Annotated in this window: 26 protein-coding genes; 13 read left to right on the top strand and 13 right to left on the bottom strand. The window is 73.9% G+C overall.

The features are described 5' to 3' along the window. Window positions 1–41: 41 nt before the first annotated feature. Complete coding sequence (locus HS99_RS00300) at window positions 42–371, bottom strand: hypothetical protein (RefSeq protein WP_037829890.1); 330 nt, start codon at window positions 369–371, stop codon at window positions 42–44. 272 nt (window positions 372–643) lie between these two features. Here HS99_RS00300 and HS99_RS00295 point away from each other — a divergent pair, with 272 nt between their 5' ends. The 3 genes from HS99_RS00295 (at window position 644) to HS99_RS00285 (ending at window position 3,527) form a co-directional block, all read left to right on the top strand. Then, entirely contained in the window at window positions 644–1,258 is a 615-nt protein-coding gene (locus HS99_RS00295; protein ID WP_030285190.1) for an acyl-CoA-like ligand-binding transcription factor, read from the top strand. A gap of 21 nt (window positions 1,259–1,279) precedes the next feature. Continuing rightward, window positions 1,280–2,824 (top strand): FAD-dependent monooxygenase, encoded by a 1,545-nt coding sequence (locus HS99_RS00290; RefSeq protein WP_030285188.1) that lies wholly within the window; start codon window positions 1,280–1,282, stop codon window positions 2,822–2,824. 271 nt (window positions 2,825–3,095) lie between these two features. Then, window positions 3,096–3,527, top strand: a complete 432-nt coding sequence (locus tag HS99_RS00285) for a YchJ family protein (RefSeq protein WP_030285186.1) — start codon at window positions 3,096–3,098, stop codon at window positions 3,525–3,527. 4 nt (window positions 3,528–3,531) lie between these two features. Here the strand turns inward: HS99_RS00285 and HS99_RS00280 are convergent, their stop codons facing one another. Further along, window positions 3,532–4,488: a polysaccharide deacetylase family protein gene (locus HS99_RS00280; protein ID WP_191093627.1), complete on the bottom strand. Its 957-nt coding sequence runs from the start codon at window positions 4,486–4,488 to the stop codon at window positions 3,532–3,534. A 158-nt stretch (window positions 4,489–4,646) separates the two neighbouring features. Between HS99_RS00280 and HS99_RS00275 the strand changes: the two genes are divergently transcribed. Continuing rightward, window positions 4,647–5,180, top strand: a complete 534-nt coding sequence (locus HS99_RS00275; protein ID WP_030285182.1) for a GNAT family N-acetyltransferase — start codon at window positions 4,647–4,649, stop codon at window positions 5,178–5,180. Here the strand turns inward: HS99_RS00275 and HS99_RS00270 are convergent. Next, window positions 5,161–6,111: a carbohydrate kinase family protein gene (locus HS99_RS00270; protein WP_232543168.1), complete on the bottom strand. Its 951-nt coding sequence runs from the start codon at window positions 6,109–6,111 to the stop codon at window positions 5,161–5,163. The two genes, HS99_RS00275 and HS99_RS00270, sit on opposite strands and share 20 nt — an antisense overlap. Window positions 6,112–6,484: 373 nt before the next feature. Here HS99_RS00270 and HS99_RS00265 point away from each other — a divergent pair, with 373 nt between their 5' ends. The 4 genes from HS99_RS00265 to HS99_RS00250 all read left to right on the top strand — a co-directional run bounded on the left by HS99_RS00265 (window position 6,485) and on the right by HS99_RS00250 (window position 11,224). Further along, the gene (locus HS99_RS00265; RefSeq protein WP_070043269.1) at window positions 6,485–8,008 is read left to right on the top strand and encodes a M1 family metallopeptidase; all 1,524 of its coding nucleotides are present in this window, start codon (window positions 6,485–6,487) and stop codon (window positions 8,006–8,008) included. Window positions 8,009–8,372: 364 nt separating this feature from the next. Beyond that, a complete protein-coding gene (locus tag HS99_RS00260) occupies window positions 8,373–8,609 on the top strand; it encodes a hypothetical protein (protein ID WP_030285176.1) in 237 nt (78 codons plus the stop codon). 334 nt (window positions 8,610–8,943) lie between these two features. Continuing rightward, window positions 8,944–10,521: an alpha/beta fold hydrolase gene (locus HS99_RS00255; protein WP_030550137.1), complete on the top strand. Its 1,578-nt coding sequence runs from the start codon at window positions 8,944–8,946 to the stop codon at window positions 10,519–10,521. Between the two features lies 1 nt (window position 10,522). Continuing rightward, window positions 10,523–11,224 (top strand): DUF4436 family protein, encoded by a 702-nt coding sequence (locus HS99_RS00250; protein ID WP_030550135.1) that lies wholly within the window; start codon window positions 10,523–10,525, stop codon window positions 11,222–11,224. Here HS99_RS00250 and HS99_RS00245 read toward each other — a convergent pair. Both HS99_RS00245 and HS99_RS00240 read right to left on the bottom strand, forming a co-directional pair. Further along, window positions 11,182–11,769, bottom strand: a complete 588-nt coding sequence (locus tag HS99_RS00245) for an SMI1/KNR4 family protein (protein ID WP_050366990.1) — start codon at window positions 11,767–11,769, stop codon at window positions 11,182–11,184. The two genes, HS99_RS00250 and HS99_RS00245, sit on opposite strands and share 43 nt — an antisense overlap. 36 nt (window positions 11,770–11,805) lie before the next feature. Further along, on the bottom strand, window positions 11,806–13,281 hold the full coding sequence (locus tag HS99_RS00240) for an NF041680 family putative transposase (RefSeq protein WP_030550132.1): 1,476 nt from the start codon (window positions 13,279–13,281) through the stop codon (window positions 11,806–11,808). Window positions 13,282–13,420: 139 nt separating this feature from the next. On the opposite strand from HS99_RS00240, the gene HS99_RS00235 reads away from it, so the two are divergent. Then, the gene (locus HS99_RS00235; protein ID WP_030550130.1) at window positions 13,421–13,678 is read left to right on the top strand and encodes a DUF8686 domain-containing protein; all 258 of its coding nucleotides are present in this window, start codon (window positions 13,421–13,423) and stop codon (window positions 13,676–13,678) included. Between the two features lie 114 nt (window positions 13,679–13,792). Here the strand turns inward: HS99_RS00235 and HS99_RS00230 are convergent, their stop codons facing one another. The 4 genes from HS99_RS00230 to HS99_RS00215 form a co-directional block, all read right to left on the bottom strand. Further along, window positions 13,793–14,539 carry a hypothetical protein gene (locus tag HS99_RS00230; protein ID WP_050366989.1) on the bottom strand — a complete coding sequence of 249 codons (747 nt, stop codon included), beginning with the start codon at window positions 14,537–14,539 and terminating at the stop codon, window positions 13,793–13,795. 208 nt (window positions 14,540–14,747) lie between these two features. Continuing rightward, complete coding sequence (locus HS99_RS00225) at window positions 14,748–16,406, bottom strand: sigma-70 family RNA polymerase sigma factor (RefSeq protein ID WP_030550126.1); 1,659 nt, start codon at window positions 16,404–16,406, stop codon at window positions 14,748–14,750. Window positions 16,407–16,584: 178 nt separating this feature from the next. Beyond that, entirely contained in the window at window positions 16,585–17,580 is a 996-nt protein-coding gene (locus HS99_RS00220) for a CAP domain-containing protein (RefSeq protein ID WP_051746938.1), read from the bottom strand. Window positions 17,581–17,750: 170 nt separating this feature from the next. Beyond that, window positions 17,751–18,230 carry a GNAT family N-acetyltransferase gene (locus tag HS99_RS00215; RefSeq protein WP_030285162.1) on the bottom strand — a complete coding sequence of 160 codons (480 nt, stop codon included), beginning with the start codon at window positions 18,228–18,230 and terminating at the stop codon, window positions 17,751–17,753. Between the two features lie 227 nt (window positions 18,231–18,457). Here HS99_RS00215 and HS99_RS00210 point away from each other — a divergent pair, with 227 nt between their 5' ends. Continuing rightward, complete coding sequence (locus HS99_RS00210) at window positions 18,458–19,198, top strand: hypothetical protein (protein ID WP_232543169.1); 741 nt, start codon at window positions 18,458–18,460, stop codon at window positions 19,196–19,198. 85 nt (window positions 19,199–19,283) lie between these two features. Here HS99_RS00210 and HS99_RS00205 read toward each other — a convergent pair whose 3' ends face one another. Together HS99_RS00205 and HS99_RS00200 are read right to left on the bottom strand one after the other, a co-directional pair. Then, window positions 19,284–20,675 (bottom strand): MFS transporter, encoded by a 1,392-nt coding sequence (locus tag HS99_RS00205; protein ID WP_030285158.1) that lies wholly within the window; start codon window positions 20,673–20,675, stop codon window positions 19,284–19,286. A gap of 7 nt (window positions 20,676–20,682) precedes the next feature. Then, the gene (locus tag HS99_RS00200) at window positions 20,683–21,477 is read right to left on the bottom strand and encodes a glycerophosphodiester phosphodiesterase family protein (protein ID WP_033350072.1); all 795 of its coding nucleotides are present in this window, start codon (window positions 21,475–21,477) and stop codon (window positions 20,683–20,685) included. Between the two features lie 294 nt (window positions 21,478–21,771). Here HS99_RS00200 and HS99_RS00195 point away from each other — a divergent pair, with 294 nt between their 5' ends. Beyond that, window positions 21,772–22,377 carry an SGNH/GDSL hydrolase family protein gene (locus tag HS99_RS00195; protein WP_046386760.1) on the top strand — a complete coding sequence of 202 codons (606 nt, stop codon included), beginning with the start codon at window positions 21,772–21,774 and terminating at the stop codon, window positions 22,375–22,377. Window positions 22,378–22,421: 44 nt separating this feature from the next. Here the strand turns inward: HS99_RS00195 and HS99_RS00190 are convergent, their stop codons facing one another. After that, complete coding sequence (locus HS99_RS00190; protein WP_030550113.1) at window positions 22,422–22,700, bottom strand: hypothetical protein; 279 nt, start codon at window positions 22,698–22,700, stop codon at window positions 22,422–22,424. A 9-nt stretch (window positions 22,701–22,709) separates the two neighbouring features. Further along, window positions 22,710–23,267 carry a DUF3291 domain-containing protein gene (locus HS99_RS00185; protein WP_030285148.1) on the bottom strand — a complete coding sequence of 186 codons (558 nt, stop codon included), beginning with the start codon at window positions 23,265–23,267 and terminating at the stop codon, window positions 22,710–22,712. 388 nt (window positions 23,268–23,655) lie between these two features. Here HS99_RS00185 and HS99_RS00180 point away from each other — a divergent pair, with 388 nt between their 5' ends. Together HS99_RS00180 and HS99_RS00175 are read left to right on the top strand one after the other, a co-directional pair. Continuing rightward, window positions 23,656–25,200: an ATP-dependent DNA ligase gene (locus HS99_RS00180; RefSeq protein WP_030285147.1), complete on the top strand. Its 1,545-nt coding sequence runs from the start codon at window positions 23,656–23,658 to the stop codon at window positions 25,198–25,200. A 217-nt stretch (window positions 25,201–25,417) separates the two neighbouring features. After that, the gene (locus tag HS99_RS00175) at window positions 25,418–25,636 is read left to right on the top strand and encodes a ferredoxin (RefSeq protein ID WP_030285145.1); all 219 of its coding nucleotides are present in this window, start codon (window positions 25,418–25,420) and stop codon (window positions 25,634–25,636) included. Window positions 25,637–25,722 lie beyond the last annotated feature (86 nt).

Below are 25,722 nucleotides of genomic sequence, written 5' to 3'. Positions count from 1 at the left end.
GCAGCGGGCCCCGTCGTACCGCGGGCACGTCCTGGTGGCGCTCAGAGCCGCAGGGCCGCCGGGAGGACGGCGAGCAGCGCCGCCACGATGGTGGCGGACAGGCAGAGCGCCGCCCAGCGGGTGCAGATCCGGCGGCACTCGGCGCGGTAGCGCGCGGCCAGTCGGCGGCAGCGCTGGACGGCGCGGTCCACGACCTCCTCTGCGTACCGCAACCGGTCGGCGGTGTAGGCCAGTTCGAGGTTCTCCCGCTCGGCGTCCGGCAGCCAGGGGAACTGCGCCGCGAAGGCCCGGGCGGCCCGTTCGGCCGCCGCGACCTCGGCCTCCCAGGCCAGGTAGCCCTCGATCCGGGCGACCCCCACTCGGGAGTTCACCCGGCCGCCTCCGGCCGGCCTGCCCTGTCGCGGGCTCCGCGCTCGCGGCGGACGCTGTCTGCCACCCATGACCGCTCCTCAAGTCCTGTCGAGTCGTCCCGCCGTCATTCCTGCGGAGCGGCGCCCCACCGGGTGCCGCTCCGCGACCAGGCAACTACTACCAGCGACGAACCGCAGGTGGCAGGCGGCTCGCCACGGCCCCGGAAGGCGGGGAAAACTTGCGCGCCGCGCACTATTGCGCGGCGCGCATCTTTCCCGGCAGAGTGGTGGCCATGACGAACGGGCAGCCCGGTCTGCGGGAACGGAAGAAGGCCGCGACGCGGGAGGCACTGAGCTGGGCGGCGCTGCGCCTGGCCGTGGAACGGGGACTGGAGAACGTCCGGGTGGAGGACATCGCGGCCGCGGCCGGGGTGTCCCCGCGCACCTACAACAACTACTTCTCCAGCAAGGCCGAGGCGATCGTCTTCCGGCACCGCAGCCGGATCCTGCGGGCCGCCGAGGCCCTGCGGGCCCGCCCGGCGGCGGAACCGCTGTGGGAGGCGCTGACCCAGGCACTCGTCGAGCCCTTCGACGGCGCGGAGGAGACGCCCGACCCGGCCTGGGTCACCGCCGTACGGCTGCTGCTGCGCGAGCCCTCGCTCCAGGCCGAGCTGATCCGCGGCGGCGCGCGGACCCGGGCCGAGCTCACCGCGGCGATCGCGGCCCGGACCGGCACCGACGCCGAGCGGGACCTCTACCCGAAGCTGGTCGCCTCCGCCGCGCTCTCCGCAATGCAGGTCTCCAACGAGCACTACCTGAGCGCCGATCCCGTGGTGCCCTTCAAGTCGCTGTTCGCCGAGGCGCTGCGGCAGCTGGCCGCCGGGCTGCCCGAACCTTCGTCTTCATGAACCGTCAGAGGGGGATTTCAGATGACCAACGACGTCGTCATCGTCGGCGCCGGCCCGGTCGGGCTGTTCCTGGCCTGCGAACTGGCGCTCGCCGGGGTCCAGCCGGTGGTGCTGGACCGGCTGCCCGCGCGCTCCGGCGAGCAGAAGGCCAACGGGCTGGTCGGCCAGGTGCTCCGCCTGCTCGACCACCGCGGCCTGTACGAGTCGCTCAGCGGCGCCCCGGGCGCGCCGCGGCCCGTACCACGCTTCGTGTTCGGCGCCTTCCCGCTGGAACTGCACCGGCTCGACGCCAACCCGCTGCACGCCGTGCCGGTGCCCCAGCACCGGATCGAGGAGGTGCTGGAGGAACGCGCCCTCGACCTCGGCGTCACCGTGCGCCGCGGCCACGAGGTCACCGGCCTCACCCAGGACGCCACCGGGGTGACCGTCGACGTCCACGGCCCCGACGGCGCCGAACGGCTACGGACCCGCTACCTGGTCGGCGCCGACGGCGGCCGCAGCACCGTCCGCAAGCTCGCCGGGATCGGCTTCCCCGGCATCACCTCACCCGACCCGGTCTCCCGGATCGCCCACGTACTGCCGCCCGAGGGCATCCGCATCACCGACGACGGTGACGTCCTGCTGCCCGGCTGCCCGACCCCGTTCCGCCCCTACACCCACACCCGCACCGACCACGGCGTGTTCGTCATCGTCCCCTTCAACCCGGACGCCGTCATGATCGCCACCCTGGAGTGGGGCGGCCAGCCGGTGGACCAGCAGGCCCCGCTCACCCTGGACGAGCTGCGCGCCAGCATCCGCCGGGTCACCGGCGCCGACCTGGAACTCGCGCCGGCCCGAACCACCGGCCCGTTCACCCCGCGGCGCACCGTCGGCCACAACACCAGGCTCGCCGAGCGCTACCGCGACGGCCGCGTCCTCCTGGTGGGCGACGCCGCCCACGTCCACGCCGCCACCGGCGGCCCCGGCCTCAACCTCGGACTGCAGGACGCCGCCAACCTCGGCTGGAAGCTGGCCGCCGACGTCCACGGCTGGGCCCCGCCCGGCCTGCTGGACAGCTACCAGCACGAACGCCACCCGGTCGGCGAGCGGGTCTTCATGCACTCCCAGGCGCAGATCGCGCTGATGTCCCCCGGCCCCGGGATCACCGCACTGCGCGCCCTGGTCGGCGAACTGCTCTCCCACGACGACAACCTCGCCCGGATCGCCGCGCTGATGGCGGGCAGCGACGTCCGCCACGACACCGACTGCCCGCACCCGCTGGCCGGGGGCTTCGTCCCGGAGCTCACCCTCGGCACCGCCGGCGGGGCGGTGCGGCTCGCCGAACTCGCCCGCACCGCCCGGCCGTTGCTGATCGACCTGAGCGGCGGCGGGCTCGACCCGGCCGACCGGGCGGCGGGCTGGAAGGACCGGGTCGACGTGGTGACCGCCGACTGCGCGCAGCCGCCCGCCGCCGCACTGCTGCTGCGCCCGGACGGGTACGTCGCCTGGGCCTGTGCCCCCGGGGACTCCGACCCGGAGGGACTGGACCGGGCCCTGCGCCGCTGGTTCGGCGGACCGCGCGACTGAGCGAGCACGGTGAAGTCGCTCAACACGCTGAACTGCGCGCTGCTCGGCGAGTTCGGCCGGCGGCCGGGTGGATCGTCGACCTCGGGAACACCACCGGCGCCCGGGCGACCGGGATGATGACGCCGTTCTGGCTCCGGATGACGTGCCACCTCGGCAGCCCCGAGTTCAACTACTCCTCCAGGCGCCCCGAGTAGGACCCGCCGGGCCCGTCCCTCCCGACCGGGGGACGGGCCCGGCGTGCGGCCGCCGGCCGTGGGGGACAATGGACGGCATGTCCCGACGTCGTTCCGCGCCCCGCCCCGCCGTTCCACGGCTGCTGCCCTCCTCCCCGTGTCCGTGCGGTTCGTCCGCCGCCTACGGCGACTGCTGCGGCCGGCTGCACCGCGGCCAGGCGAAGGCCACCACCGCCGAGTCGCTGATGCGCTCCCGGTTCAGCGCGTTCGCCGCGCAGGACGAGGCCTATCTGCTGCGCACCTGGCACCCGGACACCCGGCCCGCCGAGGTGGACTTCGACCCGGCGCTGCGCTGGACCCGGCTGGAGGTCGTCTCCACCAGCGAGGGCGGCGCCTTCCACGCCCAGGGCACCGTCGCCTTCCGGGCGCACTGGACGGAGGGCGGCGAGGAGGGCGTGCTCACCGAGCACAGCCGGTTCGTCCGGCACGAGGGCGCCTGGGTGTACCTCGACGCCCTCTCGCTCGGCTGAGGCCCTACAGGTAGTCGTCGAGGCGGCCCAGCGAGAAGCCGGCCGCGGTGACGTCGTTGACCACCTTGCGCAGCAGGTCCGGCATGGTGGCCTTCCAGTCGGAGATGCCGCGGAAGTGGGTGAGGATGATGTCGCCCGGGTGAAGGGTGCGGTCGTCGTAGCGCCACTCCATGTGGTCCGGGAAGGCCTCCTCGTTCCACAGCGGCACCGCCTGCACCCCGCAGGAGGCGGCCGCGCGCAGGGTGTCGTCGTTGTACTCGCCGTACGGCGGCCGGAACAGCCGGGGGCGGACGCCGATCTGCCGCTCCAGCTGGTCCTGCTGGTCGCAGATCTCCTGGCGCTGGGTCTCGTAGTCGAGGACCTTGAGGTTGCGGTGGTTGATGGTGTGGTTGTTGATCTCCACGCCCTGCTGGTGCAGGTCCCGGAAGTAGCCGTAGTTGTCGCGGACGAGGTAGTCGGAGAGGAAGGCGCTGACCGGGATGCCCAGTTCCCGGGCCATCCGGGAGAACTCCGGGTCCTTCTCGAAGCCGTCGTCGATGGTCAGGAAGACCACCTTCTCCTGGATCGGCACCCGGAACACCACGGGTGGGCGGCCGTCCTTCAGCTTGACGCCCTGCACCGGGGTGAGCGCCGTCCTGGTCGCCGGGCGGGGCGGGGCCTTCAGCGGTGGGCGGTCGAGGCCCCAGCGCTGTGCGGCCTCCAGGGCGGCGCGGGCCGCGTCCGCCTGGCGGGCGTCCGCCTCACCACTGCCCTCCTCCTCCTGACGGGCCAGCCCGGGGACCTTCAGCGGCACGGCCCCGAGCGCTGCGGAAGCTCCCCCGGTGGGGGAGGGCTCCGGCTGGGCGGCGGGGGCGGCGCAGCCCGCGACCACGGCGGTGAGGCAGACGGCCGCGAGCAGGCCGGTCCGCTTCCGGCTCGTCCTCGAACCCGCACTGTTACGACAAACTGATGGTCCGTTCATAGCTGCTACTGCTCCCCCGCCGTACGCCTCCGCCAATCCCCCCGTCACCCACCCGGGGCAACGACGCGCCGGTCGCCTTGCCGTTCCTTTGCCGACCCTCCGGAACCGGCACGAAAAACCCTTTGCGGTCACGGCCCCGGGAAGCGGATCATGCGCGCATGACCGACACCGCGCCCAGCCGCTCCGATCTCTGGACCGTCACCACGGCCGACGTGACCTCCCCCGAGGCCGAGGCGCTGCTGCGCGAGTACTACTACGACGTGGCCAACCGCTACTACCGCCTCCACCTGGGCCGGGAGGGCACCCCGGAGCAGCTGGAGGCCGGCTTCGCCGACTCCCCCAGCGACGACCTGACCGCCCCCACCGGTCTGTTCCTGCTCGGCCGCTACCACGGCGCCGCCCAGTCCTGCGCCGGCCTGCGGCGCCACGACGCCACCACCGTCGAACTCACCCGCGTCTTCGTCCGCCCAGGCCTGCGCGGCACCGGCGGCGGCGCCCGGCTGCTCGCCGCCGTCGACGAGGCCGCCCGCGCCATGGGCGCCGAGCGGATCGTCCTCGACACCCGCCTCGACCTGGTCGAGGCCCGCGCCCTCTACCTGCGCAACGGCTACCGGGAGATACCGGCGTACGGCGAGACCGGGCCCTACTCCGAGATCTGGTACGGCAAGGAGCTCACCGCGGCGTCCCGGTAGCGGAGTCGAACGGCCGGGTACGGCTCGACACCGCGTCGGCGTCCGCCAAGCGCCCCAGGGCGTCGGCCAGTTCGGCAGCCGAGGGCGGGTTGGCGCCGGGGCGCGAGACGGTCACGGCAGCGGCGGTGACGGCCCGGGTGAGGCAGTCGGCGAGGTCGGCACCGCAGGCACGGGCGTGCAGGAAGGCGGCCATGAAGGAGTCGCCGGCGCCGACCGTGTCCGCGACGGGAACCGGGACGGCCGCCACCCGCTCCCGGCGGCCCTCGGCGGTGAGCGCGACGGCGCCCTCCGCGCCGAGGGTGACGGCGACCACGGCCGGGCCGAGGGTGAGCCAGCGCTCGGCGACGGCCTCGACGGGCTCGCCGGGGTAGAGCCAGCCGAGGTCCTCGTCGCTCGCCTTGACCAGGTCGCTGAGCGCCACGCAGCGCTCGACCCGGCAGACGGCCTCCGCCCGCTCGCCCATCAGCGCGGGGCGCACGTTCGGGTCGTAGCTGACCTGCGTCCGGCCCCGCCAGCGCCGCACCAGGGCCAGCACCGAGGCCGCGCCCGGTTCGGTGACCGCGCCGATCGAGCCGAGGTGGATCGCGGCGGGGGCCTCGGAGAGCTCGGTCGGCGGGAGGGTCCAGCCGATGTCGAAGGTGTACTGCGCCCGCCCCTGACCGTCCAGCCGCACCAGCGCCGAGGGCGTCCGCGCCACCTCGGCGGCGCGGACCTCGACCCCGGCCGACTCCAGGTGGGTGCGGATCAGCCGCCCGTTGGCGTCCGGCCCGAGTTCGGTGACCAACACGGCCGGGCGGCCCAGCCGGGCCAGGCCGTACGCGAGGTTGGCCGGGCTGCCGCCGGGGTGCACCCGGTCGGGGGCGCCGTCGGTGCGGACGATGTCGGCGACGCACTCGCCGATCACCACTACGGCTGAAGCGGGGCTGGTCACGGCGGCTCCTGGCATCCGGATCGCGGGCGTCGTCTCGGGCGCCAGCCTACGGGGTGCGCCCGAGGAGCCGTCAGAGCGCCGAGGAGCAGGAGCCGTCAGCGGGCCGGGCAAGCGTCGGAGCACAGGAGTACGGCCGCCGGACCTGGCCAGGTTCTCCGACGGCCGTGGCCCCGTCCGTCAGGGGACGAAGCACTTCGAACGTTAGCCCCGGCCCCGGGGTGCCGCCAGCACCGTGGTCCGTACGGGGGATGTCCGCGTGTCGTCACGGTTCGGGCGGAGCCGCCCCGCTGGGTCTGACGGACCACTAGGGTCCGTGCCCGGTGTCCGTCGCACGCGTACCGTCGCACGGTCCCGCCCCCTCCTCCGTCGAAGTGTGGTGATCGCCCTGTTCGGGCCCCGTGTCGGTCTCGCCCTGGCGTTGGTGCTCAGTGCGGCGCTGCTGTCCGCGAGCGTCCCGTCGGCCACTGCCGCGGGCAGGCTGGGCGATCCGGTCTTCCCCGCGCTCGGCAACACCGGGTACCGCGCGCTCGACCACGACCTGTCCTTCGAGTACCGGCCCGGCAGCCGGACAGTGGACGCCACCGCGGTGATCACCACCCTGCTCTCCCGCACCCTCGCCCACCTGGAGCTGGACTCGCTCGGGCTGGACGTGCACGCCGTCCGGGTCGACGGGCGCCCGGCGCGGTTCGCCACCCACGGCGAGAAGCTGACCGTCACCCCGGCCCGTCCGCTGCGCCGTGGCGCCACCGCGCGGCTGACCGTCGAGTACACCGCCGACCCGCGCGCCGCGCTGCCGCACACCGGCTGGGTGCCGACCCCCGACGGCTTCGCGGTGGCCGGGCAGCCCGCGAGCGCCCACACCGTCTTCCCCTGCAACGACCACCCGAGCGACAAGGCCCGCTTCACCGTCGCGGTGACCGCCCCGGACGCACTCCTGGGCGTCGCCAACGGGGAGTTGACGCAGACCGAGCGGCTCGGCGACGGCCGGACCACCCGGCACTACGTCTCCCGCGAGCCGATGGCCACCGAACTCGTCCAGGTGTCGGTCGGCGACTACACCGTCCGCGAGCGCACCGGCCCGCGCGGGCTGCCGCTGCGCGACGTCGTCCCCACCGCCCGGCTCGCCGAGCTGACCCCCGCACTCGACCTCACCGCCGACCAACTCCACTGGGCCGAGCAGCACTTGGGTCCGTTCCCGTTCGAGTCCTACGGCATCCTGCCGGCCAACACCGACGACCCGGCGGCCTTCGGCTTCACCGGACTGGAGACCCAGACCCTCACCCTCTACAAGCCGGGCTTCCTGCGCCAGGCCGAGCCGGCGATCGGCTCGCACATGATGCACGAGCTGGTGCACTCCTGGTTCGGCGACAGCGTCTCCCCCGCCACCTGGGCCGACCTGTGGCTCAACGAGGGCCACGCCGACTACTACGGCCTCCTCTACCGCTACGAGCGCGGCTGGCCCGACGCCTGGGGCCACACCACCCTGGTCGACCGGATGCGCATGCTCTACGGCCTCGGCGACCAGTGGCGGCACGACGCCGGGCCGGTCGCCTCCCCCACCGCCGACAACCTCTTCGACAGCCAGCGGTACACCGGCGGCGCGCTGGTGCTGTTCGCGCTGCGGGAGAAGGTCGGAGCGGCGACCTTCGACCGGATCGAACGCACCTTCCTGCGCGAGCACCGCTACGGCAACGCCACCACCCGGGACTACGTGCGCACCGCCTCCGAGGTCTCGGGGCAGGACCTCCGGGGCTTCCTGGACGACTGGTTGTACGGGCGGCGCACCCCGCCGATGCCGGGCCACCCGGACTGGACGGTCGCGCCGGTGGGCGCCGTCCCGGCCGCCGGCGAACGGGCGGCGGGGCCCGGCGCGCAGGAGGCGTCGGGGACGATCTGACACGCTTCGCGGACTCCGGTCGACTTTCGGACGCTCTGCCGCGATTCGCCCGCCCGATCGCGCCGCGTTGCAACCCCGGGCGCCCCCGTGCGCCCCTGGCCGTCCCCGGTCCGGCGGGCCATGGTGGTCCCCACGGCCCGCGTGCCGCCCGGCCTGGCCCCGGCCGGCACGCGGGCCGTCCAACCCCGCCCGTGGCCCTCCCGCGGGGGAGCACGAGCGCGGACCGGATGCGGGACCCGCTGCTCGCTCTGGGCCCGGCCCCGCACCCGGTGGTGATGATGGGCGACGCCGGGACGCAGGACCGCTGAGCAGAAGCGGACGGAACCACCCGTAACCCTTGCGGCGCACGGTCGTTGGACCGGCCATGAAGAAGCGCAGCATGCTCGCCGTCGCCTCGATCGCGGTCGGTTTCGTGGCCTCCCTCACCGCGCCGAGTGCGCACGCCAGTGCCGTCGGCGGCCAGGAGGGAATGCCCGGCCCGGTGACCGGCGCAACGGACGCGGTGCCCGGCCAGGTCGGCGACGCGGGCGGCGTGGTCGGCCGGCCCACCGGGTTCGTGACCGGCACGGTGGACGGCCTGACGCCGGTCACGCCCGCGTAGGGCCGCTCCTTTCCACGAAGGTCCGGCTCCTCCGTGTGGAGCCCTCGAGTGGTGGACGTCTCTCCGTAGACCCAGGCTGGGCTACGCGATCCCCGTGCGAACTGTGCGGTGGCTGCCGGAATCGCGCGGCGCCGCCCTTCCGGGGACTTGAGAGAGACGAGACCTCATGCTGGGACACGGCGACAGCACGGGTGCCCCGTCGTCCGGGCACGGGAACGGCGGGTCCGGACGAATACGGGCGCGGCGGCGGTCCGGACGGCGACCCCGCCGGGGACCGCGGACCGGGGCGGCCCTCGCCGCAGCCGCTCCGGCGCTCCCGGGGGCGGTCGGTCCGGTGCGAGCCGGTCACCGGCGCGCCGCGCGACGACTCCTGACCACCCTGGCCGGGGCCACGGCCGGCATCCTCGTCACCGGCCCCGCCGCGCCGCCCGCCCGAGCCGGGTCCGGCGCCGGGGAGCCCCTCGGCACGGTCGCCCGGACGGTGGGCCACGCCCACTACCAGCCCGGCCACTGCCCGAGGACGGCCGATCCGACCCCCGGGCTGAACGGGGCCCGCTGCGGAACGCTCACCGTGCCCGAGGACCGCAGCCGCCCGGAGGGGCGGAAGATCACCCTCGGGGTCGCGACAGTGCCGGCCGCGCACCGAACGGCGGACGATCCGATCGTGTGGCTCGCCGGCGGTCCGGGCGACGACGCGGTCTCCGAGATCCAGCTCGCGCTCGACGGCAACCTGAACCGCGACCGGGACGTGATCTTCATGTCCCAGCGGGGCACGTACTCCGCCGACCCGGCGCTCACCTGCCCCGGCATCGACGGGTTCAACGCACGCGCCCTCGCCCTCCGCCACGACGCGCGGTCCACGGGGCGCCGGCACGTCGGGGCGACGCGGGCCTGCCACGACGAACTGGAGGCCCGCGGGGTGGACCTCGGCGCGTACAACAGCACCGAGAGCGCCGCCGACTACGCGGACCTGCGCGTCGCGCTGGGCGTCGAGCAGTGGAACGTGTTCGGCATCTCGTACGGCACCGACCTGGCCCTGCTCTACATGCGCCTGCACCCGAAGGGCATCCGGTCGGTCGGCATCGACGGCGTGCTGCCGCCGTCCCTGGCGGGCGGGGCCGTGACCTGGAGGGCCGCCCGCGAGGGCTTCGACGGCCTGTTCGACGCCTGCGCCGAGCAGCCCGCCTGCAACGCCCGTTACCCGGACCTGAAGGGCACCTTCGAGCGGCTCGTCGTCCAGTTGGAGGACGACCCGGTCACCACCACCGTCCCCGTTCCGGGCCGCCCGGAGCCGGCCGAGATCGTGCTGGACGGCGGGGCCCTGGTGAACTGGCTGGTCTCCGCCACCCACGTGGCGGCCGGAGTGCCCCGCTCCATCGACGAGTTGGCCCACGGGAAGCCGCAGCGGATCGCCGAGCAGTGGGCGGGCGGCAAGCTCAGCCCGCAGGCCGTCGGCAGGCTCTCGCACGGGCTCGCGTACGGCGTCTTCTGCGGCGAGTGGACGCCGTTCGAGAGCCGGGCCGAGGTGATCCGGGCGGGGCACCGCGCGTTCCCGTCCTTCCCCCGGTCGGTGGTGGCCAACGCCCCGCTGCTCGCCTTCCTCCACCCGGACTGCCGGGCCTGGGACGTGTCGGCGGCGGACGACTCGGTCCGGGACGTGACGTACAGCGACATACCGACGCTCGTGCTGTCCGGCGGGTTCGACGCCCAGACCGCACCGAGCAGCGGGGCGTACGCCGCCCGCACGCTGAGCCGGTCCACGGCGCTGACGATCCCCTACGTCGCCCATGTGGTCTTCGCGGACTCGCCCTGCGCGCAGTCGATCACGCGGTCGTTCTTCGACACCCCGACCGCTCCGGACAAGGGCTGCCTCGCGGGTCTCAAGCCGCCCCCGTTCGAGATCGCGCCGTGAGATGGGCGTCCTCGCCAGGCTGCGCGGCAACCGCTTCGTCCTCGCCGTCCTGCTCCTGGGCCTCGCCTGCGGCACGGGTGCCACGCTCTACCCCGACGAGCGTGAGACCCGGCAGCAGAGCCGGGCGCTCGCGACGCCGGGCACCCCCGACTGGGTCGAACTGAACGTCGCGTCCCAGGACTTCGACCCCGGCGGGGCGCACCTGGCGCTGTCCGTCGTGGCCGTTCCGCACGGGTCCCTGGCCCAGGGCCCCGGCCCGTCCGCCTTCACCCGCCAGGTGGAGATCACGGTCGGCGGGATCACCAGGACGGTCCTGCGGACGGCGCCCGGGGAGGTGGCGGCGCCGCAGCTCGTGCAGGCCGGCCTCTACGGCGGCACCGCGACCGACTACCCCTTCGACCGCTACCGGTTCACCGTCGGCTTCTCGGCCTCGGACGGCAGCGGCGCCGTACCCGTCGGTCTGGTGTTCGCCGACGCCGACCCGTTCTTCGCCGTCCACCCCCGCGCCGACGGCCCGGCGGCCGGGACGGTGGTCCTGGACGCGAGGGCCGGCCGGGCGCGCAGCACACTGATCCTGGTGTGGTTCATGATCGGCGCGATGTGGGTACTGGCACTGGCCGTCATCTTGTGGTTTATCCAGACCCTGGTTGGTCGACTGGTCTACCAGTCGACTGTTCCGTCCTTCCGGAGCATCGGTCGGTAGGCCGTTCCGCTCCAGTCACGGTCGTCGTAGTGCGCCATCGCCTGGGTGATGCCGTGGAGCCATGCGGCGAGGCTCGGCCAGCCGACGAAGTAGGCGGAGTCGTCGTGCGGAGCCCGGCCGAGGTGGTTGTGCCACAGGCCGGGACCAGCGTGAATGAAGTGTTCGTCGCCGTCGCCGCCGGCGAACGGCACCCACAGCATTCCCCACCATGGATCGTCCTGCTGGTCCGGATCGTCGGCATCCCAGATCCTCATCCGCATGTCGCGGATCTCGACAATCCTCTCGGTGGAGTACATAGGGCCGCACGGGAGGACCCCGACGGACGAACCGTCGCCGTTGTGACAGAGCAACGACTCCCGTAGATCAGCGGGAATCGGGAATCCGAGCCGCTCCTCCGCTCTGCTGATGGCTTCGGGCGATGCGGGCAGCTGGAGCTCGGCCAGGCTTGCCGGCGCGTGCTCCGCCAGCCAGGCGTCAATGAAGGTCCAGGACTCGGTCACTGAAGCGATCACCGGGCTGATGCCGATGCGTGGAGGCTCGATCATGGGTCATAGCCTCGCAGGACGCTGTGACACAACCACCTACCCCGTGCGGCGGGGTTTGGTGCCGACCTTGTGGTGGGTCGGTTTGCGGTAGGACTCGCCGGTGGCCAGGAGCAGGCCCACGTCGTAGCGGGTCGCGGGGCGGCGGTTCTTCGAGCCGGGTGGGCGGCCGGGGCCGGGCCGGGAGGGTTTCGGCACTGTTGCCGGTGTTGAGGCTTTGGCACGCAGGTGTCGGAACCCACGGCGGACCCGGGCGGGAGTGAGCCTGTTCGGTTCGGTTGGCTTCTCCCAGGGGCGTCGTAGGTCGGTCGCCAGGGGCCGGGCGAGGCGTAGTTGGGTGTGGGCGGCGACCATGATCCAGGTCCAGCGGTCCGCTGCCTCGGGGTCGCGGAGTTTCGGTGTGGTCCAGCCGAGCGTTTGCTTGATCATTCTGAAGAAGTGCTCGATGTCGAACCGTCGCAGGAAGGTCTGCCAGGCCAGGTCGGTCTCCGCCGGACCGGCTGTCGGTCGTGACCACCACAGCCACAAGGGCTTGGGGTCGCCGCCGCTGGGCAGGTGGTCGACCTGGAGGCGGATGACGGTGCCCTCGATGACTGGGAGCTTGCCGGGGTGGTCCCGCCAGGCGGCGCGCTGCTGGAGTTCGGGGTGGAGCCGGTCCCAGCTCTGGGCATGGGCGGTGCCGTAGCGGGTGGTCTCCACCTTCGTCTCCGCGTCCGGGGTGCCCCAGGTCCGGGAGTCCTTGAAGATGAACTCGCCGCCGTGCTTGGGCGGCCGGCCCCCGGCCGGGTTGGCCAGCGCGAACTCCGCGCGGGTCGGTGCCGGGCGGCGCATCACCCGGTCCGAGCGCAGGCGTCCCAGAATCTCGACGGGCAGGTCGCGCAGGAGCCAGGACAGGCGCATCACGTCGTAGCCGGCATCGGTCACGATCCACACCGCAGGGTCGCCCGGGCGCCACTGGCCTGCGGCGATCAGGCGCTCGACCAGATCCCGCAGCTGCGAGGCGGTCACCGCGGCGAGGTCGTCGCCCGGCCGCAGCCGGACGGCGTCCAGCGGCGCGACCCACGAGGTCCGGCCCGATTCCAGGGCGACGACCCAGGAGTAGGGCCAGCCCGGGATCATCAGGTGCTTGTTCTCACCACGGCCGTAGGTGTGACAGAACGAGCGGGCGTCGCTGGTGGCGGCGTCCGGCCGCAGCCACGGGGAGACGTCTACCGCCAGGACCAGGCGGCCGTCGGCGGCGCGCGGCAGCGGCAGACTGGCCAGCTCGGTCCGCAGCCGCTCGACGTCCAGGCGGCCGCGGTTCAGCGCGCCGTACAGGGCGCCGTGGCCGCGCCGGTGCTCGGGAGCCAGCGCCAGGCCGACCAGGGTCTTGACCGGGCCGTCGGTGCACAGCACCGCGTCCGCGAGCTCGAACAGCGCGTCGCGCCGTCCGATCAGGCAGTCGTAGAAGACCCCCCGGAAGCGTGACAGTTCCGCGAACGGCTCGCACTGCACGCCCTGTTCCACCACACTCATTACTACGGCCTTCGCGTCAAGTCCTGCACCTCTTGGTCGAGTTCAGGATCACGCGAAGGCCGCTTCCGCGTCCCGTGAACACCCGGACGAGTGATCAGCAGGTCCGCCTGTTCGAGACCGCTGGATAAATCACAAGGTCATGGTCGGTGCGGAGGTGCTGCACCGCGCCGGGCTGGGCCTGGTGCGGCCCGCCCTCGGCTGGATGGCGGCGACCCCGTTCGCGCTGGTCGGTCTGCGCAACGCGGCACCGGGCGCGCCGCCGATCGGCTCGCTCTTCGACCACATCGCGTTCTTCTCGGCCGAGGCGATCATCGCGGCCAGCCTGGCCGCCGCCGTGATCACCGGCATCCGCGTCGAGCGCCGAAAACGGACCCGGGCGGGGCCGGAGGTTCCCTGACCCGGGGCCGGTTCGCCGACGGGGTGCGGGTCAGGGGCCCGGGGAGGGGACGGGTGCGGCCGTCGAGCGGTTCCCCTCCCCGGACCCGGTCCGGGGCGGTCGGGTGAGTCGCGGTCAGCTAAGAAGCAGGTACCAGCCGCCCAGGCCGTTGCAGCCGCTGCCGCTGTAGTTGCCGAGGCGGTAGCCCGGCGGGATCGGCACGTTGGGGCAGACCAGCAGGCCGGGCCTGGCGACCACCTCGAACCAGGAGCCGATGCCGCCGCAGCCGTTGATGTTGTGGCCGGTGGTCACGTAGCCGGGCGGGATCGGCGAGCCCGCGCAGACCCAGAGGCCGTCCCTGGCCCGCTGCATGAACCAGGCGTCGATGTTGGCGCAGCCCATGCCGCTGCCCGCGTGCTGGGTGATCACGTAGCCGGGCGGGATGGGCGAGGTGCCGCAGGTCCACAGGCCGTCGACGGGCAGCCGCATGTACCAGGAGTCGTAGCCGTCGCAGCCGGTGGGGTTGTGGCCGGAGAGCACGTACCCGGCCGGGATCGGGGAGGTGGCGCAGGTCCAGATCCCGTCCCGTACGGGTGTCTGCCACCACATGCCGGCGCCGTTGCAGCCGCTGTTCGTGTGGCTGGTGAGGACGTAGCCCGGGGTGACGGGCGCTCCGTTGCAGATCCACCCGATTCCCGCCGCGGCCTGGGCCGACACGGCGGCGCGGGCGGGCGCGGCGGCGGGCGCGGCGTTCGCCGTTCCGGCGGTGACGCCGGCGAGGACGGCGAGGACGGCGAGGACGGCGAGGACGGCCGCCAGCAGGGCGACCACCCCGGCCAGGGAGGCGAGTCGGCTGCGGATTCGGTGACGCAGTCCGTTCACTTCACACCAGTCCAATCGGCAGGTCCGGAAGGCGCCGCACGGACGGCCGCGCGGCGCCGGATTGGGGAGCTGGTGCGACCCTAACCGTACTTGGAACGATCCAATAGAGCTGGCATGGTTACGTCAAGAAGTTGGCCGGAAACGACCGCGCCGCCGCCCGCCGCCGGCACCGGCACCGGCACCGGCGGTCAGGACGGACGGGGGTGCGTCAGGACATCGGGGCGCCGAGGTCCTGGGTCCACAGGGTGCCCGCCGGACTGGCGGCGACGCCGACGCCGATGTCCTTGAGGCCGCAGTCGAGCATGTTGGACTGGTGGATGCCGCCGTCCATCCACCGGGCGAAGACGGCCGCCGGCGTGGTCGGGCCCCGGTCGAGGTTCTCGCCCCACTGGGACCAGCGGTAGCCCGCCGCGGTGATCCGGGCGTCCGGGCGGACGCCGTCGGGGTTGACGTGGTCGAAGAAGCCGCGGGCGGCCATGTCGTCGGCGTGCTTCTGGGCGGAGCTGTGCAGCCGGGGGTCGATCCGCAGCGGGGCGCAACCCGCCTTGGCGCGTTCGGCGTTGACCAGGTCCACCAGCTGCCGCTCCGGGTTGGGCGGCGGCGCGGCGGTGGCCGACCGGGTCGCGGTCGGCGTGGGCGTGGATGTCGGGGTGTCGCTGGGCGTGGGCGTCGGGGTGGGCGTGGGAGTGGCCGACGGGGTCGCGGGCAGGGCCGCCGGGGTGTCCATCGCGGCGGCCGGGGTGCTGGGTTCGGGTGCCGCCGTGCTCGGCGGCTCGCCGTGGTTCGGCCAGACCAGGGCCAGGGTGGTGACCGCCACCGCGGCGGCCGCGCCGCTCGCCAGGACGGCCTTGCGGGCGGCTGCGCCGGCCCAACCGCCGTGCCCGCCCGAGCCGCTGGCGGTACCGGTGGCCGCACCCGAGCCCGTGCCCGAACCGGCGCCGGCGGTACCCGTTGTGCCCGCAGTACCCGCTGTGCCCGTTGTGCCGGTACCCGCCGCGCCCGGGCCCGTGCCCGCCGCACCTACGGCGGTGGCGGAGTGCCCGGCCGTCGCGGCGGTGGCCGCGGTGTGCTGGAGGTGCAGCAGGGTGGGCGAGGTCGAGGGGATCGGGACCATGGCGAGGCCGGCCAGCAGGCCTTCGGCGGGGAAGAGGTCGCGGCCGAGGCCGTCGCAGCCGGCGCAGCCGCGGATGTGCCGGGCGATCCGCTTGCGCCAGACCGAGTTCGGGGTGCCGTCGAACCCCACGGTGACCTCGGCGAGCTGGGGGCAGCGCGGATAGGCGCCGAGGGCGCGGACCACGACCCGGCCGGCCTCCAGCTGCTTCTTCATCCGCTGGACGCGGACGGCGGCGTGCTGCGGGCTCAGGTCCAGGGCCTCGGCCAGCTCGGCGCGGGAGAGTTCACCGCTCGCCTCCAGCCACCACAGAGCGAGCAGCTCGCGGTCGTCCGGGTCCAGCCAGCGGGTGGCCTCGGCCACTTCGCGCCGCTGGCCGGACAGGCCGAGCCGCAGGATGGTGAGGTCGGTGAAGTCGGCCCGGGGGTCGGCGACTTCCCAGGTCTCGTCCAAGCCGCCGACGGTGGGCTGCTGCTGTCCGGCGGCATGGCGGCGGCGGACCTGGTTCATGGTGATGGCGACCAGCCAGGACCGGAAGGACTCCGGCTCGCGCAGCCCGTCGAGGCCGTCCAGGGCCCGGATCATGGTCTCCTGGGCGACGTCGTCCACATCGGCGTGGCCGCCGAGGGCGCGGCCGGCCACGTTGTAGACGAGCGGCAGCCAGGCGGCGACCAGGGCCTCCTGGGCCTGCCGGTCACCTGCCTGCGCCGCACGTACCAGGGTCGTCCCGGTCCTGTTCTGCACATCAGCGTTCATGGTCCGCACTCCGTCTTGCCGTGTTTCCGTCCGCCGCTGCCTCCTGGGAGACCTGTGGGGAGTGATCAGATAACAACAATGTGAGCGGAATCGGAAAATCGGACTGCGTGTGAGGAGCGGGGCCGGGGCCCGATCGGAACCGTGCCCGGTCCCGGACGGAACCTCTGCCGGGGCCCGGTCAGGCCGGGGCGGCGAACACCTGGGTCCACCACGGGCCGTTGGCGCCGGTCCGCACACCCACCCCGAGCTGCGTGAAGGAGCAGTTCAGGATGTTCGCGCGGTGGCCCGGGCTGTTCATCCAGGCGTCCATCACCGCCGCCGGGTCCTTCTGACCGCGGGCTATGTTCTCGCCCCAGGTGCTCCAGCGGTAGCCGGTGGCCTCGATCCGGTGGTCGGCGTGGTAGCCCTCGGGGCTGGCGTGGTCGAAGTAGTTGCGGTCGGCCATGTCGTCGCTGTGCGACTGGGCCGCGCTCGCCAGCCGGGGCTCGGCGCTGACCGGACCGCAACCGGCCTTGGCGCGCTCGCCGTTGACCAGGTCCACGACCTGCTGCGCGTACGAGGTGTTCGGGCCGCCGCCCGCCGGGGCGGCCGCAGGGGCGGCGGCGGCCCGCTGGGCGGTGGCCCCGGCGCCGTTCGCGCCCGTACGGGTGGCCGTCGGGCTCGCCTTCGCGGTGGCGGTGGGCCGGGCGCTCGCGGTCGCCGTCGCGGTGGGCGCGGCCGTCGGGGAGGCCGAGGCGGTCGCACCGGCGGTCTCGGTGGCGGTCGCGCTCGGGGTGGCCGCCGGGCCGGTCGCCGTCGGGCTGCCGGCCGGCAGCGCGGAGCCCGAGGGGTTGGTTCCCCCGGTGCCCGGCACCTGGATGCCGTCGTGGGTCCCCAGCTCGGCGGCGACCAGCGAGTCGGCCGCGGCCGCCTGCCCGGCGAGGTCCCGGTCCGACTGCTTGCCGTCGAACGCCGCGTACCCCGCCCCGGCCAGCGCGGCGAGCAGCCCGGTCCCGGCCACGGCGGCGACGACCGCCGTCACCGGCACGAAGCCGCCACGCCTGCGCCCCCGACGGCCGCGGCCCTGGTGCCGCTGGGCGGCGGCCCGCCGCGCGGCCCGGCCACCCGGGCGGCCGTGACCGCCGTCCCCGCTGCCGGTCACCGGGCCGATGGTCGTCCTGTCGTCGCTGTTCACGTGGCCACTGCTTTCTGTCCAGGTCGGCTGGTCGGGTGCCGACACCTGGGAGACCCCCCGGCGGAGGGCCGATAACAGAAAGTCCGAACGAATGTCCGGCGACTTGATCACGCGAACCGGTCAGGCGCCCCGGTTGACGACACGTTGACGTTCCAGGGTCCGAGGAACCCTCAGGAGTCCGTGCTCTCCGGGGCCATGTCATAGGTGACGAACATCGTCCGGGTGGCGACCTGGTCGTACTTGCTGCGCGCCCGGTGGTTGTCGTCCGCCGTGATCCACCGGATGGTGCTCCACCCGCGCTCCGCGGCGATCTCCCGCAGCCGGGCCAGCAGTTCGTCCACCGCCCCGCCGCCCCGCACCTCGGGAGCGACGAACAGGTCGTCCAGGAAGCCGCCGACCGCCCCGTGCAGCGGACGGGAGAACGGCCGGAAGTGCGCCAGCCCGACCGGTGTCCCGTCGGCGTCGCGGGCCAGCAGCCCCTCCAGCTCGTGCGCCGGGTCGTTGAGCCAGGACCACACCAGCTCGGCCTTCTCCTCCGGCATCGGCACCCGGTAGAACGCGCAGTACCCGCGGAAGAGCTCGCGCCAGGCCGGATGGTCCCCGGCCTCCGGCGCACTGACGGTCCAGCGCTTCGCGGCGGTGGTGCTCATTTTCGGTCCCCTCGGTCGGCCGGTCGTACTGGCCCGCCCAGCATGACGCCCCGTCGGCCCCCGGCCGATCTCCACCCCGGCCAACACCGCCCGCCCCGCACTCCACTGCGGCGGCTGTCCGCACGCGCCTGCGAGCGGTACCCGGGAGAGTGAAGCGCTTTCCCCCGGTACGGGCCCATCGCCTACGGTGGGTCGACCCGACAGCCACGGAGCGGAGGTTCCCTGCGGTGGACGAGCCGACGACGCAGTACCAGGGCTACAGCTGGCAGGACGAGGACGGGGCGCAGCACATCGCCCTCTACCCGGGCAGCGAGGAGGCCGACGAGGAGGGCCTGGCGCGGCTGCGCGCCATGGGCGCCCGGCAGCTGGCGGAGCTGCGGGCCGAGCGGGCGGGAGAGGCCGGCCCCGGCGCCGCCCGCCCCGGGGCCAGGTGGCGCCGGTCCCTCACCGTGGACCTCCGGAACCCCACACCGCTGCCCGGTCCCCGGCTCGACCCGCAGTGGCTGCGGGCCTGGTGCGCGCGGACCGGCACGGCCCTGACCGGGTTCACCCGGTCCTTCGCCGCGCGGTACGGCTTCCCGCCCGGCGAGAACGCCTTGGCCCCCGCCACGGACGCCAGCCTGCGGGCGGCGGGGGCGCTCGGCGAGCTGCTGCCGGTCCCCCCGGATCTGGCGACGCTCTACGGGGAGCTCGACCGGGCGAGCCTGCCCGACGTCGACAACGGCTACTTCGTCCACTCGCCGGCGGCGGTCACGGGGCACGTCCGCGAGTACGGCACCCCGGCCATCGGGGGCGAACGGCTGGCGCTGGTCTTCGGCAGTGACGGCGGGGGCCACCTGTTCGCGACCGGACACAGCGGACGGGTCTGGAGGTCGACCACGGCCTCCCCGGACGGCGACTTCACGCTCGTCGCCCGCACGCTGGAGGAGTTCCTCGACGGCATCGGCCGGCTGGTCGCCGATCTCTGACCCCGTACGGTGACCGCGTACAGGCGGCCGGGCTGCACGGGCGGCCGGGCGCGTACAGGCGGCCGCCCGGCCGCCGCCGATCGGCTCAGAGCCGCTCGGGCACCGGGTTGCCGACGGCCTCGATGGCGCGGCGCACCGGGACCTTCACCAGCACCGCGAAGCCGATCACGAAGAAGATCAGCAGCGAGATGATCGCCGAGCGGTAGCTGCCGGTGACCTGGTAGGCGAGGCCGAAGACCAGCGGACCCATCCAGCTGGTGCCGCGGTCGCTGACCTTGTAGACGCTGAAGTACTCGGCCTCCCGCCCCGCCGGGATGAGGTGGGAGAACAGCGAGCGGGAGAGCGCCTGGCTGCCCCCGAGCACCAGGCCGATCATGCAGGCCAGCGCGTAGAACCAGACGGGCTGGTGGGCGGGCATGGAGTAGCCCAGGGCCAGGGTGACCACCCAGCCGACCAGCGAGCCGAGGATGGTCTTCTTGGCGCCGTAGCGGTGGGCGATCCGGCCGAGCAGCAGCGCGCCGCCGATCGCCACGATCTGCACCATCAGGACGGCGACGACCAGCGAGGTCTGCTCCATCCCGAGCTCCTCGCTGCCGTACAGCGAGGCCTGCGAGACGACGGTCTGGATGCCGTCGTTGTAGCAGAGGAAGGCGGCCAGGTAGAGCAGCGTCAGCGGGTGCCTGCGCATGCCCTTGAGGGTGCGGCCGAGTTCGCGCAGGCTGCCGGCGGCGGGCCGGTCGGCGGCGGCCGCGGTGCGCTCGCGGACGACGCCGGCCCGGGAGGGCAGCCGCAGCATCGGGACGATCGTGAACAGCGCCCACCACAGGCCGGCCGAGACCAGGCAGATCCGCACGGCGGTGCCGGAGGACAGGCCGAGCGCGTCGTGGCCCTGGAACAGTGCCAGGTTGGCGATCAGCAGCAGTCCGCCGCCCGCGTAGCCGTAGGCCCAGCCCTTGGAGGAGACCGCGTCGCGCTCGTCGGGGGCGGCCAGGCCCGGGAGGTAGGCGTAGGAGAGCGCCACGGACACCGCGTACGCGATGTTGGCGACCACCAGCAGCGCGCCGCCGAGCAGGTAGCGGTCGCCGTGCAGGAGGAACATCCCCATGGTGGCGAGCGCGCCGACGTAGGCGAAGCCGCACATCAGCTCCTTGTGCCGCCCGGTACGGTCGGCGACCGTGCCGGTCAGCAGCATCACCGCGACCGAGATCAGCACCGAGAAGGAGACCGTGTACGGGAAGAACGATCCGGCACGGATCGTCAGGCCCAGCGGATGCACGTTGCCGGACGCGTCGGCGGCGTTCTTCGCCACCTCGGTCAGGTACGGCCCGAGGAACACCGTCAGGACGGTGGCCGAGAAGGCGGCGTTGGCCCAGTCGTTGATGTACCAGCCGAACTGCATCCGGCGCAGGTCCCGGCCTTCGCCGGCGGACGCCGGGGGCGACGAGACGTCGTCCGGCAAGTGGTCCGTGGTGCTCATGGGGCTCCTATTTCACCGTGCTGGAGCCGGTGCTGCCGTCCGTCCAGCAGCCGCGCTCGCCGAGGACGTCCCGCAGGACGTCGATGCGATCCGCCATGATGCCATCCACACCGAGGTCGAGGAGAGCCCTGATCCGTGTGGGATCGTCCACAGTCCACACGTGGACCTGCAGTCCGAGCCGGTGGGCGGCCCGGACGAAGGCCCGGTCGACCACCCGCACCCCCTTGTGCCGCTCCGGCACCTGCGCGCACACCCCGGCGAACGGCGCCCCGCGCCCCGGCAGCAACGGCCCGGCCAGCGAGCGCAGCCGCAGCCGGGCCACCTCGCGCGGGCCCAGCGAGGTGGCCAGCCGGGGACCGGCGGCGGCGCGGACGGCGGCCAGCCGGCTGTCGGAGAAGCCGCCGACGCAGACCCGGTCCCAGGCGTCGGTCCGGCGGATCGCCTCGACCAGCGGCCCGACGGCCGGCGCCGCCTTCACGTCCACGTTGAAGCGGACCCCGGGGAACGCGCCGAGCAGGTCCTCCAGCAGCGGCACCGGCTCCGTACCCCCGATCCGGGCGCGCCTGACCTCCTGCCACGGCAGCTCGGCGAGCGCCCCTCGACGGTCGGTCACCCGGTCGAGCCGGGAGTCGTGGAAAGCCACCAGCACACCGTCCGCGGTGGCGTGCACATCCGTCTCCAGGTACCGGTACCCGAGAGCCACGGCGGCCTCGAAGGCGGCCAGCGAGTTCTCCGGATGCCCGAGTTCACCACCCCGGTGCGCGAAGGCCAGCGGCCCCGGGTGGTCGAGGAAGGGGTGCATGTGGTGCTCCGAGCTGCTGGGCGAGTACGCGGGCGCGGCCCGCTCCGACGGCGCCTCGGACCGCGCGCGTTACAGTATTACGCACCCTGTCAAGCAGTAACGCCGACAGGCGGTACGGCCTTCGGAGACCGACCGTCGGCGCCCCGGCCACGGACGGCCACCGGCGGGTTCTCCTCCTGGGAAGGCACTCCCGTGCCCTGGTGACCGGTTCCCGCCGACCGGCCCGCGACCTAGGATCGCCTCTCTGGGCGTCGCGGCGGGGAGCTGCGAGCGGAACGTTAGGGAGAAGGTCACATGGTCGAGCTTTCCGACGATCCGATGACCTGGGTGATGGCCGGAGACAGCATCACCCAGGCCGTCGAACACACCCACGGCGCGCGCGGCTGGGTCGAGCACGTGCGGGAACGGATCTGCTGGCAGTTGGACCGGCTGACGGACATCGTGATCAACACGGGCGTGTCCGCCTGGCGGGCCACCGACGTGCTCGGGGCGTACGACTTCGTCATCGGCCGGTTCGCACCGGACGTGCTGTCGCTGTCGCTCGGCACCAACGACGCGCACGCCGGGCCGGACGGGCTCCCGGAGTTCCGCGACGCCATGCGCGAGATCATCCGCCGGAGCGCCGGTGCGCAGATCGTGCTGCACACGCCCCTCGTGGTCAGCCAGGCCGGGAACATGCCCCACATCGAGCTGCCCGCGTACTGCCGGGCCGTCCGCGAACTCGCGTCGGAGACCGGCGCGCTGCTCGTCGACCACGAGGCGCACTGGCTCGCCGCCTTCCCCGACGGCGAGGCGATCGCGTGGCTCGACGACCCCGCCCACCCCAACGCCGCCGGGCATCTGCAGCTGGCCGATCACACCCTGCGCACCCTGGGCCTGGGCGAACTCAGCGCGCTCTGACACGGCGGGCACCCGGGCGGCGGCAGACCGTACGCGGGAGGGCGTCACCCACCGGTGCGGCGCAGGTCGTAGAGATACGACCTGCCGGCCTTCCAACTGCGCCAGGGGCCCGGCGGCGGAAACCTGCGGTCGCCCGAACCGCCGTGCAGCGGCCAGCCGTTGGCGGCCCCGTCGGCACCGACGGTGCACCACCCCCGGACCGGCAGCCACCGGCACCACACGTCGAGGTCCACCCGCTTGAACGACGGCCTGCCGTTGAACTCGCCGTCCCGGCGGTAGCGGTAGACCAGGCCGTCCACGCGGCGGACGCACTCGATCGACACAGGGCCCCCTCAGCGGACCGGGTCGCTCTTCGGCCCGACGCTTCCGGCCCTGGCCGCAGTTCCGTCCGGGGCGAACGAGTGGTGGAAGGTGAAGGCGTGCGGCGCGGCGCCGTGGTCGTGGAGGTGCTCCAGCCTGGAGACCCCGTCCCGCCAGGCGGGTATCGCACCCTCGGAGACCCACCAGGTCACGTAGTTCGGGTACTCCGTCCTCTCGACCCAGTCATGACGCCTGGTCAGCGCCCGACGGTGCAGTCCGGTGTAGATGGCGTCGACGGCGGGGCTCAGGCCGGTCCAGAGTGAGAGGGTTGCGGCCAGGGCGGTGGTTTCCCTGGTACGGCCCTTGCTGTACCAGGCCGGTACGGCGAACTCCCCCCAGGCGCCCCAGTCCGCCTCGAAGAACACGCCCCGTTCACCGTCTGCCGCTTCGGCATGCGCGAGGTACCCGGGGTGCCGACTGATCTCCTGGTAGACGGTCGCGCCGACGTCGTAGAACTCCTCCGTGAGAGGCGCGGGATCGACAAGGGGTGACTTCAGGGTGCCGAACGTGTACAGCGCGAGATGGGGCATGCGTATCTCCCTGGTTGGGGGCCCGACGTGGACCCGTTTCGGTGGCCTGGGCACGGGGGGCGAGGAGTGTGGGGCGTGACCGGCGCGCCCCGGCGTGGGCGGGCGGGCTCGGCGGCGAAGGAAACTCCGGTGCGCCGGTGGGCGATCACCGAGGACCAGGTGAAGGTAGCCGCTCCGGCGGGCCCTGTCGACGTTGCGTTTTCCCTGTCCAAGTGGCCTCCCGCGCCGGCCCGGGGGTGGCGGCCGACGCCCGGCCGCCACCCTGGCTCGAACGGCTGGTGGGGCAGGGCACGGCGGCTCCGGGCGTTGTGCGGGCTCTCTGAAGGGGGTGCCCCCGGGTGCGGGGGTGGGCGGGCGCGTCGATGCTGGGTGTTGGAGGTGTGGGCGGATGGGGCTGTGGCGGTTGGCGGTGGTGTCGCGGGAGGTGGCGGCGGAGCCCGGGCGGCGGGCGAAGGTGGGGTTGTTGGCGGGGTGCCTGCGGGAGTTGGGGGCCGAGGAGGGAGCGGCGGCGGTGGTGTTGCTGTCGGGTGAGGCACAGCGGTTGCGGACGGGGGTGGGGTGGGCCGGGCTGCGGGACCTGCCGGGGCCGGCGGCGGAGCCCTCGTTGGGTGTGCGGGAGGTGGAACGGGAGCTGGAGCGGCTCGCGGAGGTGCGCGGGGCGGGGTCGCAGGCGCAGCGGCGGCGGCTGCTGGTGGGGCTGTTCGGCCGGGCGACGGAGGTGGAGCAGGGGTTCCTGCGGGCGGTGCTGGTCGGGGATCTGCGGCAGGGGGCTCTGGACGCGCTGGTCGGGGAGGCGGTGGCGCAGGCGGCCGGGGTGCCGGTGACGGCGGTGCGGCGGGCGTTGATGTTCCGGGGGTCGGCGCGGGCAGTCGCGGAGGCGGCCTTGGGAGGGGGCGCGGCGGCGCTGGCGGCGTTCGGGCTGGAGGTGGGGCGGGCGGTGCGGCCGATGCTGGCGGCTTCGGCGCCGGACGTGGCCTCGGCGCTGGAGCGCACCGGGCCCGCTGGGGTGGAGTGGAAGCTGGACGGCATCCGGGTCCAGGTGCACCGGGACGGTGGAGAGGTGGCGGTGTTCACCCGCAGCCTGGACGACATCACCGCGCGCGTGCCCGAGGTGGCGGAGGCGGCGCTCGCGTTGCCGGTGCGGACGGCGGTGCTGGACGGCGAGGCCGTAGCACTCGGTCCGGACGGGCGGCCGCGCCCGTTCCAGGAGACCGCGGCGCGCTCCGCCTCCCGGCAGGATCCGGACCGGATGCGGGCCGAAGTACCGCTCAGCGTCTACTTCTTCGACCTGTTGCACCGGGACGGCGAGGACCTGGTGGACCGTCCGGGCCGGGAGCGCTGGGCGGCGCTGGCCGAGGCGGTGCCGGAGGGGCTGCGGGTGGCCCGGACCGAGACCGGGGACCGGTCGCAGGCGCTGGCGTTCTTCCGGGAGGCGCTGGCGCTCGGCCACGAGGGCGTGCTGGTGAAGGACCCGGCGGCCGGGTACGCGGCGGGGCGGCGCGGGGCCGGCTGGATCAAGGTGAAGCCCCGGCACACCCTGGACCTGGTGGTGCTGGCCGCCGAGTGGGGCAGCGGACGGCGGCAGGGGTTCCTGAGCAATCTGCACCTGGGGGCCCGGGCGACCGCGGCCGAGCCGGGCCTCGGCCCGTGGGTGATGCTCGGCAAGACCTTCAAGGGGCTGACGGATGCGACCCTCGACTGGCAGACCGCCGAGTTGCTCGCCCGGGAGACCGACCGGGATGCCCGGACGGTGCGGGTCCGGCCGGAACTGGTCGTCGAGATCGCCTTCGACGGCCTCCAGCGCAGCCCCCGCTACCCCGCGGGGCTGGCGCTGCGGTTCGCCCGGGTGGTGCGCTACCGGCCGGACAAGAGCGCCGCCGAGGCGGACACCGTCGCCACCGTACGGGAGCTGGCCGCCGCCGAAGGCCTGTGAACCGCACTCCGCGGAGCAGCGACGTACGCCGCCCTGCGGTATGGCGTCCATTCAAACCTATTGCCCCACAAGCCGGTTGGGACGAGCAACGAATCGGCCAATCTCGCTGATCCGGCCGCCGCGCCCTCCGTGGACGGACGAGCGGCGGTTAGGTTGGCGATGACAACGAGAGGCGGCCGCCGGGCAGCCGGCGGCGCACTGGCGAGAGGTGCCCGACATGCAGGTGAGCGTCGACCGTGACCGTTGCTGCAGCTCCGGGATGTGCGTCATGAACGCCCCCGCGGTCTTCGACCAGGACGACCGGGACAGCTTGGTGATGCTCCGTCAAGCCGTCGTCCAGCCAGAGCAGTTCGAGGACGTCAGACTGGCCGCCGAGCTCTGCCCGAGCGGCGCGATCACCGTCACCGAGGACGGGGCGGCCGGGACCGGGGCCTGACGGGCAGGCCGTCGAACCCACGGCCGCACGGCCCCACGACCGCACGACCTTACGCGGCCCAACGACCACGACCCCACGACCCACGA

Origin of the sequence: Kitasatospora aureofaciens, from assembly GCF_001188955.3 — a bacterium.
Taxonomy (GTDB): domain Bacteria; phylum Actinomycetota; class Actinomycetes; order Streptomycetales; family Streptomycetaceae; genus Kitasatospora; species Kitasatospora aureofaciens.
This window is presented reverse-complemented; position numbering and strand designations above follow the sequence as displayed.

Bases quoted from the DNA above. Each gene is read 5' to 3' on its own strand.
- HS99_RS00250 (WP_030550135.1), top strand. From the start codon at position 10,523: ATGGGCGTCCTCGCCAGGCTGCGCGGCAACCGCTTCGTCCTCGCCGTC.
- HS99_RS00295 (WP_030285190.1), top strand. From the start codon at position 644: ATGACGAACGGGCAGCCCGGTCTGCGGGAACGGAAGAAGGCCGCGACG.
- HS99_RS00195 (WP_046386760.1), top strand. From the start codon at position 21,772: ATGGTCGAGCTTTCCGACGATCCGATGACCTGGGTGATGGCCGGAGAC.
- HS99_RS00235 (WP_030550130.1), top strand. From the start codon at position 13,421: ATGGTCGGTGCGGAGGTGCTGCACCGCGCCGGGCTGGGCCTGGTGCGG.
- HS99_RS00215 (WP_030285162.1), bottom strand. From the start codon at position 18,230: ATGAGCACCACCGCCGCGAAGCGCTGGACCGTCAGTGCGCCGGAGGCC.
- HS99_RS00180 (WP_030285147.1), top strand. From the start codon at position 23,656: ATGGGGCTGTGGCGGTTGGCGGTGGTGTCGCGGGAGGTGGCGGCGGAG.
- HS99_RS00285 (WP_030285186.1), top strand. From the start codon at position 3,096: ATGTCCCGACGTCGTTCCGCGCCCCGCCCCGCCGTTCCACGGCTGCTG.
- HS99_RS00200 (WP_033350072.1), bottom strand. From the start codon at position 21,477: ATGCACCCCTTCCTCGACCACCCGGGGCCGCTGGCCTTCGCGCACCGG.
- HS99_RS00260 (WP_030285176.1), top strand. From the start codon at position 8,373: ATGAAGAAGCGCAGCATGCTCGCCGTCGCCTCGATCGCGGTCGGTTTC.
- HS99_RS00225 (WP_030550126.1), bottom strand. From the start codon at position 16,406: ATGAACGCTGATGTGCAGAACAGGACCGGGACGACCCTGGTACGTGCG.
- HS99_RS00245 (WP_050366990.1), bottom strand. From the start codon at position 11,769: ATGATCGAGCCTCCACGCATCGGCATCAGCCCGGTGATCGCTTCAGTG.
- HS99_RS00175 (WP_030285145.1), top strand. From the start codon at position 25,418: ATGCAGGTGAGCGTCGACCGTGACCGTTGCTGCAGCTCCGGGATGTGC.
- HS99_RS00240 (WP_030550132.1), bottom strand. From the start codon at position 13,281: ATGAGTGTGGTGGAACAGGGCGTGCAGTGCGAGCCGTTCGCGGAACTG.
- HS99_RS00290 (WP_030285188.1), top strand. From the start codon at position 1,280: ATGACCAACGACGTCGTCATCGTCGGCGCCGGCCCGGTCGGGCTGTTC.
- HS99_RS00185 (WP_030285148.1), bottom strand. From the start codon at position 23,267: ATGCCCCATCTCGCGCTGTACACGTTCGGCACCCTGAAGTCACCCCTT.
- HS99_RS00275 (WP_030285182.1), top strand. From the start codon at position 4,647: ATGACCGACACCGCGCCCAGCCGCTCCGATCTCTGGACCGTCACCACG.
- HS99_RS00280 (WP_191093627.1), bottom strand. From the start codon at position 4,488: ATGAACGGACCATCAGTTTGTCGTAACAGTGCGGGTTCGAGGACGAGC.
- HS99_RS00205 (WP_030285158.1), bottom strand. From the start codon at position 20,675: ATGAGCACCACGGACCACTTGCCGGACGACGTCTCGTCGCCCCCGGCG.